The sequence below is a fragment of the Chitinophaga sp. genome, assembly GCF_039596155.1.
Classification (GTDB): domain Bacteria; phylum Bacteroidota; class Bacteroidia; order Chitinophagales; family Chitinophagaceae; genus Chitinophaga.
Genome location: NZ_JBCNKF010000008.1, coordinates 164,092 through 178,245 on the forward strand (window position 1 = coordinate 164,092; position 14,154 = coordinate 178,245).

12 protein-coding genes are annotated in these 14,154 nt (G+C 45.1%); 6 read left to right on the top strand and 6 right to left on the bottom strand.

Features of this window, described 5'->3' with window-relative positions:
- Positions 1-16 precede the first annotated feature (16 nt).
- A complete protein-coding gene (locus ABDW33_RS10390) occupies positions 17-1,447 on the top strand; it encodes a RagB/SusD family nutrient uptake outer membrane protein (protein WP_343689993.1) in 1,431 nt (476 codons plus the stop codon).
- Between the two features lie 51 nt (positions 1,448-1,498).
- On the opposite strand, the gene ABDW33_RS10395 is transcribed toward ABDW33_RS10390, so the two are convergent.
- From ABDW33_RS10395 to ABDW33_RS10410, 4 genes are all read right to left on the bottom strand, one after another.
- Complete coding sequence (locus tag ABDW33_RS10395) at positions 1,499-1,738, bottom strand: DUF6520 family protein (protein ID WP_343689994.1); 240 nt, start codon at positions 1,736-1,738, stop codon at positions 1,499-1,501.
- Between the two features lie 28 nt (positions 1,739-1,766).
- Entirely contained in the window at positions 1,767-2,219 is a 453-nt protein-coding gene (locus ABDW33_RS10400; RefSeq protein WP_343689995.1) for a MauE/DoxX family redox-associated membrane protein, read from the bottom strand.
- 404 nt (positions 2,220-2,623) lie between these two features.
- Complete coding sequence (locus ABDW33_RS10405; RefSeq protein WP_343689996.1) at positions 2,624-2,848, bottom strand: ferredoxin; 225 nt, start codon at positions 2,846-2,848, stop codon at positions 2,624-2,626.
- Positions 2,841-4,079 (bottom strand): peptidase U32 family protein, encoded by a 1,239-nt coding sequence (locus tag ABDW33_RS10410; protein WP_343689997.1) that lies wholly within the window; start codon positions 4,077-4,079, stop codon positions 2,841-2,843. Before ABDW33_RS10410 ends, ABDW33_RS10405 begins: the two co-directional genes overlap by 8 nt.
- A 309-nt stretch (positions 4,080-4,388) precedes the next feature.
- Between ABDW33_RS10410 and ABDW33_RS10415 the strand changes: the two genes are divergently transcribed.
- Positions 4,389-6,452, top strand: coding sequence for a beta-galactosidase (locus ABDW33_RS10415; protein WP_343689998.1), 2,064 nt, complete (start codon positions 4,389-4,391; stop codon positions 6,450-6,452).
- 106 nt (positions 6,453-6,558) lie between these two features.
- On the opposite strand, the gene lanM is transcribed toward ABDW33_RS10415, so the two are convergent.
- Positions 6,559-9,381, bottom strand: a complete 2,823-nt coding sequence (gene lanM / locus ABDW33_RS10420) for a type 2 lanthipeptide synthetase LanM (RefSeq protein WP_343689999.1) — start codon at positions 9,379-9,381, stop codon at positions 6,559-6,561.
- Between the two features lie 59 nt (positions 9,382-9,440).
- Complete coding sequence (locus tag ABDW33_RS10425) at positions 9,441-9,797, bottom strand: NHLP leader peptide family RiPP precursor (protein ID WP_343690000.1); 357 nt, start codon at positions 9,795-9,797, stop codon at positions 9,441-9,443.
- A 434-nt stretch (positions 9,798-10,231) separates the two neighbouring features.
- Here ABDW33_RS10425 and ABDW33_RS10430 point away from each other — a divergent pair, with 434 nt between their 5' ends.
- The 4 genes from ABDW33_RS10430 (at position 10,232) to ABDW33_RS10445 (ending at position 14,139) form a co-directional block, all read left to right on the top strand.
- Complete coding sequence (locus ABDW33_RS10430; RefSeq protein ID WP_343690001.1) at positions 10,232-10,840, top strand: HPP family protein; 609 nt, start codon at positions 10,232-10,234, stop codon at positions 10,838-10,840.
- A gap of 165 nt (positions 10,841-11,005) precedes the next feature.
- Complete coding sequence (locus ABDW33_RS10435) at positions 11,006-12,454, top strand: MBG domain-containing protein (RefSeq protein WP_343690002.1); 1,449 nt, start codon at positions 11,006-11,008, stop codon at positions 12,452-12,454.
- An 83-nt stretch (positions 12,455-12,537) separates the two neighbouring features.
- Positions 12,538-13,086, top strand: coding sequence for a sigma-70 family RNA polymerase sigma factor (locus ABDW33_RS10440; protein ID WP_343690003.1), 549 nt, complete (start codon positions 12,538-12,540; stop codon positions 13,084-13,086).
- A gap of 51 nt (positions 13,087-13,137) precedes the next feature.
- A complete protein-coding gene (locus ABDW33_RS10445; protein WP_343690004.1) occupies positions 13,138-14,139 on the top strand; it encodes a FecR domain-containing protein in 1,002 nt (333 codons plus the stop codon).
- Positions 14,140-14,154 lie beyond the last annotated feature (15 nt).

A 14,154-nucleotide genomic window follows, 5' to 3' on the forward strand; every position in this document is an offset into this window, starting at 1 on the left:
ATATAATTGTGAAACTATGCGTGATCGCAGAATGCGGTGTTTTATCCTCATACTTTGGTTGCCGGGGGCTGTAAGCTGTGGTAAATTCTTAGATGTGGTTGCCCCTGGTTCGAAAATAGAAGCATCAAAAATCTACGAAGACAATACAACTGCTATGATGGCTTTGTATAGTATTTATGGAAGTATGTTTAACCAGGGTGCTTCTCCTGCAAAAATTGCCCGTTATACCGGGTTATGTAGTGACGAATTGAAGCTTACGTGGAGTTCGGATGACGACGGGTTGTATAGTAATAATATTTCAACCGGGAATGTCTATGTAACAGGGATGTGGAATACCGGCTATTTATATATCCGGGATGCCAACGACGTCTATTGGGGATGTGCCGGTGCTGAAAAACTGGATCCGTTGATACGAAAACAGTTAATGGCAGAAGCGCTTTTCATCAGGGCCTACTGGTTGTTTTACCTCACGAATTTATATGGAGACATTCCATTGCCTGTTACCACGGATGTGCAGGTAAATGCGTTGCTTCCCCGAAGTCTGCAGCGTGACGTGTATCAACAGATCATTTCAGATCTGCTGACAGTGCAAAATGAGCTTGGAGATAATTATATCGGTCCTGATTGTGTTAGTCCCAGCAGTGAACGTACCCGTCCGAATAAAGCTGCTGCTACGGCCTTATTAGCCCGGGTGTATCTTTTTATGGGAAGGTATGAGGATGCTGCAGCGCAGGCCAGTACCATTATTGACATGACTGATACCTATGCACTGGTTCCCCTTGACCAGGTATTTTTAAAGAATAGTACGGAAGCCATCTGGCAGTTAATGCCTGGTACACCGAATGTCACTAAGATCAATACCACAGAAGGCAATGAATTTATCATCAACGTACCGCCAAAATATAAAACACAGCAGGCCATCAGTAATGCTTTACTGGGTGCTTTTGGGCAGTATGACCAGCGGAAGAAGAGTTGGATCAACTCCTTTACAGACCGAAGTGTTGCGCCTGCTATTACGTACTATTTCCCATATAAGTATAAAGTACGTATAGGAGATGACTTGAAGGAGTATTCAATGATTTTCAGGCTGGCTGAAATGTACCTGATCCGCGCGGAGTGTAGGGCGCAGTTGGGTGAGATCGCTGCAGCGCTTGCAGATTTAAATATGATCAGACAACGGGCCGGATTACCTGTGCTTTCGGCCGATCAACAGGATAAGTACACCTTGTTGAATGCTATTTTAAAAGAGCGGCAGGTGGAATTTTTTACAGAACAGGGGCACCGGTGGTTTGATCTGAAGCGAATGGGCGCTATTGATACCGTTATGACTATCGAAACCCCTGCCAAGGGTGGCGGAATATGGAATGCAACAAAGCGATTGTGGCCGATACCTAAAGAGGAAATTGTACAAGATCCCAACCTGTATCAAAACCCGGGATATCCATAAAGCTAAAGAGATCCGGAAACCTCACTGATCAGTTCCCGGATCTCTTTTTGATTACGGCCTGATAGGATAGAAGGTTAATCCTGACTGAAGATATACCTGGTAGATAATGCCATCATAAAAGGTGTAAGTACAGCCCCAACCTGTAAATGGGCATTCATAGGGAATATAGATCTGTGTCCAGGCTCCCTGGAAATAAATATACCCAAGAAAATCCCTGGCTTTGGTAGCCTTGGCTGCGCCAGCAGCGCCCATGATCAGCAGGAGTGCGATCAGTAACTTTTTCTTTTTCATAAGGATGATTGAAGATGGATAATATTGCCTACTCTATTGGTTTTTCGGCGTCCCCCGTGTGAATATAAGCAGGTGCGGACCTGCGTTGTAAATACAGTCCCAGGATGGAAAGCGTAACAAAAAAGAGATTGAAAACGAGGTGCTGCGGCCATGTCAGGTTACGGATGATGCCGCCGCAGGAGCATGGTTTGTAAGCGGCAAAAAAGACGACGTAACTAACGTACAGGGTAAATACTACCATGAGTGCCAGTGAGCCCAGCAGCCCGCCTTTGATGGTTTTTTCCAGTAGTAAAAGGCCAGCTACCAATAGCTCTGCGGCAGGAATGAGGATGGCGATAATGGTGGCGTAGTGGCCTAAAACAGGTGATCTTTTGAGATCATACAGATAATAATCATAAGCCATCAGCTTGTTGAAGCTGGTGTACAGGAATAGGAAACATAACGCATATCGGATGCCGGACAGAGTTGTGCTGCTTTTCATGGGTGAAAAGGTTTTATTTTGAGGAAAATGGTTTTTTGAGACAAAACTACCGTGTGCGGTCGCTGTCGCAACCGGATGCAATTCAAAATAATGCTGTATTTATCCCGGATCTGCGGGATGATAGATTGTGCTTTCTAGCTATCCATGGCTATTTTCATAACTAAGGAGGATTTAATGACAATCTGGTTTTGAAAATTAATTATCTCCTTTTTTCTGGTCTCTTGATCTTGGTTAGTGTCCCTGAAATAAATGCTGATATAAGGAGGTCGAGTAAAAACGTGTTATACTAAGATAATGAAATCTGGATAAATATTGATATTGGTGTTTATAATTTAAATTAATCCTACAGGTTAGTCTGCATTATTTTTAGCACAGGCCGGATGAGGACAGCTTATCTTTATTGATTAACCTGCCGTCTTGATTATCTTCACCGGACAAGCTGCTGCTACTGCTTTCGTATCCTGCAGCAGCTGGTTATTCACTAACAATACGTCGGTCTCCCGTTTCTCTTCTGCGCCCAGCAATACTGCTTTCCCGTCTTTCCTGCTCATTCTCCACAGCTCCGGTTGCATCTCAAAGCAAATGCCGCAGCCAATGCATTTATCCCTGTAATGTATGATCTTAGGCATTGGCAGACGGTATCAGTTTATACAATTTATCTGTTGCGGTCACCTTATGCGGGAAAGGAAAAGTAATGCTATCTCCTTTCACTGCTTTGTCTTTCTTCTCTCCATTCACCAGCACACTGTCAAAACTGATCTTCTCCATGCCAAACGCATTGCCCGTTAAGAGCAATTCGTCTCCTTCCTGCAAGGTGCCCTTCTCTATAAGGAACTCTCCCACTTTAATCTGGGGATAGAAACGCACTCCCTTACCTGCATAGATCTTCTTCTCTGTCGCAATAGAATCAGGTTTATTGGTCCACTGTCCCATCTCTCTGCCCAGGTAGTAGCCTTCCCAGAATCCACGGTTGTATACAGTCGACAAACGTGTCATCCATGCTGCTACGAGCGTGGAATTGTAGGTGCCTTGTTCGATAGCGGTTATTGCTTCGCGATAGCAGGCCGTTACGGTATGGACATAGTCTGCCCCTTTACTGCGGCCTTCTATTTTCAGCACTGTCACGCCGGACTGTAATACCTCGTCCAATATGTTGATCGTACACAGATCCTGCGGAGACATGATGTATTCATGATCGATCTCCAGCGCCTCCCCTGTTTCTGCATCTGATACCTTGTACTTACGCCGGCAGTTTTGCAAACAGGCGCCACGATTGGCAGATGCATTCTGACTGTGAAGGCTTAGGTAACATTTACCGGAGACAGCCATACATAATGCCCCATGTACGAAGATCTCTATCTTCACCAGCGCGCCGTTAGGTCCTTTGATCTGCTTACGTTTGATTTCATTACAGATAAAAGCGATCTGCTTCAGCGTCAGTTCACGTGCCAGCACAATGGTATCTGCAAACCGGGCGAAGAACTGCACAGACTCCAGGTTACTCACATTGGCCTGGGTAGAAATATGTAAAGGGATGCCCATGACAGCGCATGACTGAATCACGGCAAAGTCAGACGCAATCACCGCATCTACACCATGCTCTTTCACTGCTTTCAACACCGACTGCAATAACTGCATATCATATTCATACATCACCGTATTCAAGGTGAGGTAACACTTTTTCCCTGCTGCATGGCAACGTTCACTTACTTCCGCAATATCATTGATGGTAAACCCGCCGGAGGACCGGCTGCGCATGTTGAGTTGTTCTACACCGAAATAAATGGCGTCTGCACCGGCATTGATAGCTGCCTGCATCGCCTCGAATGAGCCGGCGGGCGATAATAGTTCTGTGTCCATATGTGTGTGTCCCGTTGGCATGACGGGGCCGCAAAGGTACTTTTTCAGATCAATGCAAACCCTGACGAAGATCAGTGCTGACTGTTAATGGAACTGACGAAGATCAGGATTTTATACCTGCCGATATATGGAAGAAAAAATGAAAGTGTCAATTATACAGTTAATAAACCTTTGAATTTAGGAATGACTGCCGTACATTTCCTCCTCCAGGCACGTTTAACGCCGCTGTTTCCCTGCTACTATAATTGCCTTGTGGGTTACATATGCCCGCTATGCAGGAAGTGTTATTCAATTTTAAATGCTGATGTTATGAAAAAACTATTGTTAACAGTATGTTGTATTGCCGCCCTTACGTCGTTTGCGCAGGTAAAGGATAAGTTGCTCTACGGCGTGGCCTATTATGATGAATATATGCCCTATGACCGCTTAGACAAGGACATTGCTATGATGAAGGCTGCGCATATCAACGTGGTGCGTATAGCGGAATCGACCTGGGCGACGGAAGAACCTGCTGATAGTGTGTATAACTTCTCTCATATCGACAGGGTGCTCAATGCTATGCACAAAGCAGGGATCAGCGTGATTATCGGCACCCCTACCTATGCTGTGCCGGCGTGGCTGGTGAAAAAGTATCCTGATGTACTGGCCACCACACCATGGGGACAAAATCAGTTTGGTCCAAGACAGAATATGGACATTACGAATCCTCATTACCGCTACTATGCAGAACGCATTATCCGGAAAATAATGGAGCATGTGAAAGATCATCCTGCCATCATCGGTTACCAGGTGGATAATGAAACGAAGGCCTATAATACAGCAGGCCCAAATGTGCAGCAGGCTTTTGTGGAGTACCTGCGTAAGAAGTTCGTCACACTGGACAGCGTGAACAGTGCATTTGGCTTGAACTATTGGAGTAACCGTATCAGTTCATGGGATGATTTCCCGTCAGTAAATGGTTCTGTGAATGCCAGTGTGAAAGCCGCGTTTGCTGGTTTTCAACGGCAGCTGGTGACGGAGTTCCTGGCATGGCAGGCAAAGATAGTGAGGGAATACAAACGTCCGGACCAGTTTATTACACAAAACTTCGATCTCAGCTGGAAAGGGCATTCTTATGGTATACAGGATGAGGTAGATCATTTTGCTGCAGCGAAAGCGATGGACATTGCCGGGGTAGATATCTATCATCCAAGTCAGCATGAGCTGACAGGTATAGAGATTTCATTGGGTGGTGATCTGGCCCGGTCTATGAAAGGAGGGAAAAATTACCTCGTGATAGAAACGGAAGCACAGGGATTTGCCAACTGGACACCTTATCCTGGTCAATTGCGGTTACAGGCATTCAGTCACCTGGCGAGCGGGGCGGATATGGTCAGCTATTGGCACTGGGCATCGATTCATAATAGTGCAGAGACTTACTGGAAAGGATTATTGAGTCATGACTTTGCGCCGAATCCTACTTATGAAGAAGCCATTACAATCGGGGCGGATTTCGATAGACTCAGTAAAGACTTACAGCATTTGCAAAAGAAGAATCAGGCAGCTATCTTTTTTAGTAATGAAGCCAACACGGCTTTCAATGCCTTTAGTTTCGGGTGGGGAACATCAGAGAAATACAATGACATCCTGCGTCCTTTTTACGATGCATTGTATCGCATGAACATAGAGGTTGACTTTATCGATCCTTCGAGCAGCAACTTAGACCAATATAAATTGATTGTGGTGCCAGCCTTGTATGCTGCTTCTGACGAGCTGCTGCAGCGTCTGAATAAGTATGTAGAGAATGGCGGACATATAGTGTATACATTTAAAAGTGGATTCTCCAACGAAAACGCACAGGTTCGCAGTACACCACAACCGGGTATCATCAATGCTGCGACGGGCAATTATTATAGTCAGTTTGTTGTACCTGAGCATGCAGGGCTGAAAGGAGATCCGTTTGGTGCGAAGGATAATGAGATCAGGTACTGGATGGAGTTAGTGACACCTTCGACAGCTAAGGTATTAGCCTATTATGACCATGCACAGTGGGGGAAGTATGCCGCTGTGACGCGTAATCAATATGGGAAAGGGACGGCAACTTACATCGCATTTATGCCTGGCAATACACTGTGTGAAAAGATCATGGAGAACTGTGTGAAGGATGCAGGGTTATGGGGAGATGCGCAAGCATTGCATTTCCCGGTTATTACAAAGACGGGAGTTAATGCTGCCGGGCGTACTGTTCATTATTTGTTTAATTATTCAGATACACAGCAGACCTTGAACTATCCATTTGAAACAGGGAGAGAGTTGTTGTCAGGTAAGGCAGTGAATCAGAAGGGTGTGGTGGTGTTGGCGCCGTGGGATGTGAAGGTGATAGTGAATAATTAAGTTGACAGGTATGGTTTCATTTTTTTAAGGCCGCTTCATTGGAACTACGCAGCAACCTGCTGCGTAATTCCAATGAAGCGTGTTGAAGGTATTTGCTGCAATTCCTTTACCCAAACCAAAGCATTGACTGCACCTGATCAGGATGTGCTGCCCGCATCATGCCAAAGGCTAGTCCTGCGCTACCGGTAAATAACGCAGGCATTAAATTGGAATAATGACTATCCGGTGTATGCGAAGTGATCAGGCGGGTTGCCTGGGCAATATGTGATTGCAAATGTTCAGAAGGGTGATACTCGTTGATCTTTAGCAGTGTATCCAATGCGCCGGCCGTACCACAGCATAGCCCTGGTGCTGTTTCATGCAGGATGTCAGTATGCGATGCACACAACGCATGCGCTGAATATTCATCTATGAAAGGTGTACCGATAGCTTGTGATACGGCTAACCTGGACAGCAACCCGCCGCTACGCCCGTTACACCATGTCCAGGTTGTTTTCTGATCATCCTGTAATCCCGCTACACGCATGTCTGCCCAGCCATTTTCAGCAGGCTCCCAGAATGAGTTGTCGTATTGCATAGCACCTAACAGCACCTCCCTGGCCTTTGCATCCCCTGATAATTCATACCACCGTGCCAGTGCCATTGCCATACCTGAAGTGCCGTGACTGATATTCGGTAACGAGTGTCCATCCATGACCTTCCAGCAGGTGCCCCGGTCATGAGAGACGGAACGTGCAATGAGTGTTTTCGCTGTCTCTTCTATAATGGTTTCCAGTAGGGAATCGGGTTGCCTTTTGTACAACGCGATCATGGCTAGTAAGAAACCTGCGCGACCATGAAGGATTTCATCCAGTTCCTCCCTGGCAAATACATCCTTGTAATAGCTGACGGCGATCTTCCTGGCCAGCTGCATATTCCCGGGGGTATTGGTGGCTGCTGCAATCCTGATAATGCCGTAGATCACCCCTCCTAATCCCCTGGCCAGGCCTCCACCTCTGCCTGCGCTGATAGACGCAGCGAGCGGGCGGATCGCTTTCAGTGCCGTGTCCATCCATCGTTGGTTATTAGCTAACTTACCAGCTTCTGCTATGGCTACCGCTGTGCCTAGCACACCATCATACAAGGCTCCCCGATCTGCATGTACCATGGTACAACCAAATCCGGGTGCATAGGCTGTATATGCCCATGAAGGTACATCGTCGATCCAGATGGCCGCATTAACTATTGAATCAATTATACCAAAGGCAGACTGGCCTCTTAGAGATTGTTCGGATATCTTTTCTTTTATAGTGGCGACCTGTAGTTCTAATTCTTTTTCATTGATACGTTCAAACCGTTGTTTCGCCATTTCGACCGGGGAGTATAATAAAGTTGTATTGTAGGCGCTGGCGCTACCGGCCAGTACATCGAACCGGGGAATATCTCCATCCATAATGCCGGCGACTTCTTCCATTTCTATATTGTCAATGGCGTCAATCCGTAGTTGCCCTAAGATCTTTAAATCCTGCAGGATCTTTTGTTTGCGCTGCTCATATGACTTAAGCAACTGTAAGCTGATACTCCGGATAAATACCACCCCATACTGTACTGTCGGTCTTAATAACAGGCGTAAATTTAAATGCCGCAACTGATCCAGCAGTGCATCCCTGTATAAGATCTGTTGTCTGTGTGTCAACAGGAACTGATGTGCTGTACGGAATCCTTTTTCTATCTCCGGCAGGTATGCTTTCGGTAATTGGGGCTCACCATGTAGAGAAGGCAGGTTTGGAATGGTCGCCGCTGTAAATTGCTTTTCCAGTAATTGCAGGTTGTCCGATCCTCTGCCACAAAACACATATTCTTTCATCGGTTCATTCCCAAACGCATGCAGGGCGCCGGCTATAAACTCTACATGCTTATTACCGTCTTTATCCAGCTGACTCAGAATGGTATGAGGTAACATACCAATGTCCATGACGGATTCATTTGATTCTATATTATCCAGCGAGATGTTTTTATCAAGTTTTAGTCGCTTTTCTCCACTTTCAGAATTTGCCAGCAGGCATCTGAAGAGCGGTTCTGCATCTATCACAACCGGGCTATCACCCTGCACTATGATGTTTTCATGATGCAGATCGTATGTGCCAAATGCATGTGCAATGGCCAGGATAGCGCCATACTTTTCATAACAATTCGCTACTTCATGGGGATGATGACAGGTAGATGGATCTACAAATTCCATGAACCCATAACCATCGAAATTTAGTACCTCCGGCAAAAAGAAGTTATAATTTAATCCCTGGTCCATTAAGTGATCCAGGATATAATTCCATCCATATTCACCATCCAGGGAGCGGGGTTTATACACCATCTTCATCTCCCCAAACGTTAAGATAGATGCTGTTCTACCATGATCATGGGGGTCGGAGATGCCAAATTCAATGGCGGTTAACTCTTCCAGGGCGGGTATCCCGTCTTTGGAATGGCGCTGGATCCTTTCGAAGAGTTCTTCAATAACTGTCAGCCAGTTTTGTTGTGCGAGTGTAAGCAGGCGTGTGAGTTCAGGGTACTGCTCATTGCCGGAGAATAGGTTTTGTTCACTTTCCCATATAATATAAGCGTCCAGTTTTTCCCTGGATGTGCCAGGTGTACAGTCACCAGGTGCTGTATTCCTGGGTCTCCAGAAGGGATAGACTGACAGGAAGAAACTGGAATAGCGTTGTATAAGCAGGTTGTTTGTCAACCTGGCAATTATCTTTCCATACCAATCGATCAGGTGTTGGAATACACCAGGCTGAATGGTAAAATCTTTTGATGCAAGCAGCTCTTTTAACAATGTAGCTGCCTGTTGGCAGAGCGGTTCAGTTAGTTCGGGGATAACGGGTTCACTATTGATACGGGATGCCAGGCTGATATCGTATATCGCCTTTTGCTCAAGAACAGCACTCATGATGGTGTATTTCGAATAAAGTAAATAAACCGGGTATTGCTACCCGGTTTGTAATAGTGTTATGCACAAGTCAGTGATGCCAGTGAGCCTGCACAAATAGGGGTTGTAGCAGTACAGGTGGTACACCATGTAGTACCGTTACTGCTTGCTGCTGCTGATTTCAATGAAGCATCTGATAAATCATTGCCACGGAAAGGAGGAATGCTGATGTTGTAAGTACTAGGGGTATCCTGTACTACATTGATCTTTACATCAGCTGGTACTTCAATGCCGTGTGCTTTTAAAACGCCGGATGGGTCAGCAATAAATTTCTTTCTGAAGTCTTCATCGATACCGCATTCGATGCGAATTGTGTCAAGTGCGGATAGTGGAGCGGTCTTGCTCCATTTGCTTGCTTTAAGTGCTGCTGTGCTCATGTTGAGGGCTTTTTGAAGTTGTGAATACTAATGCAAAACAAAACACCTTTTAATTCATTATTGTTTAAAAATAGTTACGGCACATTCGACAGAAGGTACTGCCATTCTAGCTTTCAGGCAGTATGTAGTGAAGGGGTATATGAAGAAAATAAAAGTTGTCTGCAGATGAAGTTTAATGTGGTAGCGGGTTCTGTTCATTTGCAGGTGCAATGATCTTGCTACATGTGCATGTAGTGGCCCACATCTCAATGTGTGACATTCTTTCATATAATTATTTTACGGGTTGTTGTTAATATCGTTAGGAAGCACATCCCTAGTTGATGTTTGATAATTGCTTTCATTAAAAAGTAGCTGAAGAATTATAAGAATGGAGTCTTGGCGGTTGACTCCCTATGATTGTAGAACATGAACTATTTATTTATTTTTGCGCCACAATGATACATCGAAAATTACGCCGGCATGTGCGCAGGGCCGGGCTGATCATTTACCACGAAACACTGATCGACCTTAAAGAACATATCTGGACATTCATAGGTGCATTTTTAGGGATAGGGGCTATTGGCCTGCTCAACAGTAAGATATTGCCTGCTTCAGACAACCTTTTTTTAATCGGCTCCTTCGGGGCTTCTGCGGTGTTGGTGTACGGCATCATCAACAGTCCGCTTGCACAGCCCCGTAACCTGATCGGCGGCCACGTTATCAGTGCCTTTGTGGGGGTTACTATTTATAAACTGGTACCCGGAGAAGTATGGCTTACTGCTGCACTTTCTGTTTCTCTTGCTATTGTGATGATGCAGATCACTAAAACGTTGCATCCTCCCGGGGGCGCTACTGCATTGATTGCGAATATAGGTACAGCCAAGGTGAAGGCATTGGGGTATATGTATGTATTAAGTCCGGTGCTGAGTGGGGTATTGATCCTCCTGCTTGTTGCTATTGTTTGCAACAATGCCACTTCACACAGGAGTTATCCGAAGAATAAGCATTGGTATAAGTTCTGGGAGCGAAACTATAAAGTACGGTATAAAAGGGTACCTCATTAAGAGGGGATCTCTTTTAAGGGACTACATCATCACTGTAGTCATACTAATCATTGACCCATCGATATATTGTACATCGATTATTTAACCGATATTTTTTACAGGGAAGGACATTTTAATAAATGAGTTGGAGTGCTATCTTTGCTACAAAGTATAGCAATATTTAATATGAATCGATTACTCATTGCATTGTTTTTCATTTGTTTAAATGGATATGGCCAGAAAAAATACGGGGATCCGGACTTTCCATTGAATATTGGCGACAGCATCCAGGTAAATTCTGCTGACACCAATGTCGCAAAAGTGTATCTGGAAGATCACAAATGGATGGTGCAGATCATGAAAGCAGGTGAAGTGGATATCACAACAGATAGTACAGTAGAGAAACTGGTGATAGATAAAGCACCGCTTGTGATCACGGCAAATAATGCAGCGAAATGTGCAGGGGCGCCCGATCCAGTGTTTACAGTGAGTTATAAAGGTTGGGTGTATGATGAATCACCGGATGTCTTCATCACTCGGCCTACAGTAAGTGTGGATATAAGCAATACCCTGATACCTTCAGGCGCCAATGCAGAGAATTATGCGATTACTTATGTAAATGGGGCCCTGACGGTATATCCGTTACCTGTAACGGCTATCAGTGCAGATAGGGGGACTGTGATCTGTGGCACGAAGGAGATGCCATTGAGCGCGACGGGGAAGTATACTTTTACCTGGATGCGGAATGATTCTATTGCCGGCACAGGGAGTGCATTAAAGGTATCTGCACCGGGAGATTATAAAGTAATGGCCATGGATGCGAATGGTTGTTCGACTACCTCGAATGTGATCTCTATGACGCAGGTATTACCACCAGTTGTTGATTTCTCCTACGGGAGTGGGTGTACAGGTACATCCGTTTATTTTACCAATAAGACAAAGGCCACCGGGCCGATAGATTATAGCTGGCATAGCGGAGATGGACAGAGCAGTGAGAATTTCAATGCAGGGTTCACCTATTCCAGGGTTGGTACCTATACCGTTGTATTAACGGCTACGCCACCCAGCTGCCCGTCTATGGGAGGTACCAGTATACATGATATAACGATTATAGCACCAATGGCAGCGAAGTCATTGCCGGCAGTGAAAGCAGAACCGGGAAAGCCATTACAGCTGAACGCAAGAAAGGTAGAGGGGGCAACGTATGAGTGGCTGCCTGACAATGGCCTGACAGATAATAAAGTGAGTGATCCGAAAGTAACACTGAAGGCACCGGAGACCTACCTGATTAAAATTACGCAGAAGAATGGTTGTAGTACGACAGATACTTTGAAGGTGAGTGTGTCCAATCCAAAGGCTTTTATGGTGCAGGAGGAGTTCTCTCCAAATGGAGACAAACAAAACGACCTGCTGCAGGTGTATGCGAAAACCATCAAGACGATTACTTCTTTTGATATATTAGACAGTATGGGCAACCTGGTGTACCAGAAGTCCAAAAGAGGAGAGGTAGCCTGGGACGGTACAAATCTCAAAGGAAAGAAAGTGCCCGAAGGTATCTATATCTGGATGGCAGTGGGGAATGATTATTATGGAAAGGTGGTGAGAGAACAGGGTACCGTAAAGTTAACCAGATAAACAGAATTTGATAATATTACCTTAATATACCTGCTCTCCTTCTTTTTATACTTTTGCTTTTTCTAAAACTCCTTTCCATAACTATGTGCCAACGTTATACCGTAGCAGACATTAAGGAGGGTAATGAAAAAGCCTTTGCGTCTGTTTACGAAGAGTATAAGGATAAGCTGTATTTCCTGCTGCTGGGCAGGACCCAATCAGCATACCTGGCACAGGAAGTTGTACAGAAGACCTTTGTGAAGGTCTGGACTCACCGTGATACCCTGAATCCTGTTATTAATATAGATGTACAAATTTTTCGTATCGCCCGGTCACTCATGATCGATGAATTGCGTAAACTGGCTGCTGAGAAGAAACGCATGGGCTTTGTAGCTGCTGATGAAGCAGAAGATAGTGTGAATAACCAATACCAGGTGCGGGAAACCCGTATCAAAATTGAACAGATCCTCAGCACCATACCGGAACAGGGACGGCTCGTATTCCGCCTCAGCAGGGAGGAAGGAATGACTTATAATGAAATAGCACAACAGCTGTCCATTTCCCCCAAAACGGTTGAATATCATATCTCCCGCATATTGAGTGTCCTGCGCAAAGCACTTGTCCTCCTGCTCCTTATGTTAACAAATTATTAAGCGCCAGGGTATTCCCAATTTACAAACGAATAGTAGTTAGAAACAGTTCAAATGAAGATCACCAGCGAACAGGTTGCACGTTTTATTACCAACAATTGTAGTCCGGAAGAAGCGGAAATGCTCGCTGCGTGGTTTACTGAACATCCGGAAGATCTGATCAGTACACCCGAGTGGGAAGAATTCGCTACACAGCAACGCATGGCTGAAGAAACAGATGCGGCTATGTGGCAATATATCTCACAACACACACAACGAAGGCCGAAGATCTATTACTTCCGCAGGATAGCTGCTGCAGCTGCTATCGCCGGGATAATAGGCGGAAGTATATTACTGTGGAAACCACAGCATACCACACATTTCCAGGCTAACCTAAAAGACACAACTACCGTTAGGTATACTGTGATCAGTAATGACAGGAAGCATGATCAGACTTATCAATTAGAAGATGGTACTACAGTCGTACTCTCTTCTGGTAGTAAACTGACACATGTTTTGCACTTTGATCGTCAGCAACGTTATATCCACCTGGAAGGGAAAGCCTTCTTTGATGTAGCGAAAGACAAAGACAGACCATTTACTGTGGAAGCCGGAGGATTGACCACGACTGCATTAGGGACTTCCTTCCGTATTACCACGCTCAAAGGCGAAGTGCATGTACAGCTGATCACTGGGAAAGTAGTGGTGAAAAAGGCCAGCACCACTTTTCAACCTGTATACCTGCATCCGGGACAACAACTCGTATTTAATACGCAGCAGGAGAAAGCGATCGTATCTGATAACAAGCTTCCTCATCTGAAAACTGCACCTGCAACAATTGCTGCGAATGAGACTAAAGGACAAGTGTTTCATCAGGAACCACTGAAAAATGTGTTCCTTACTCTACAAAGTTATTATCACACCAGTATCACCTTCGACGAGCAACAGTTGAAGAACATGAAATTCTCCGGGACATATGCCGATACTGACAGTGTAGAAGATTTGCTCTCTGTCATTACACTGGTGAATGGATTAAAATTAGAAAAAACAGCTACAGGGTACAACATCACCCGATAACAGGATCATACATAA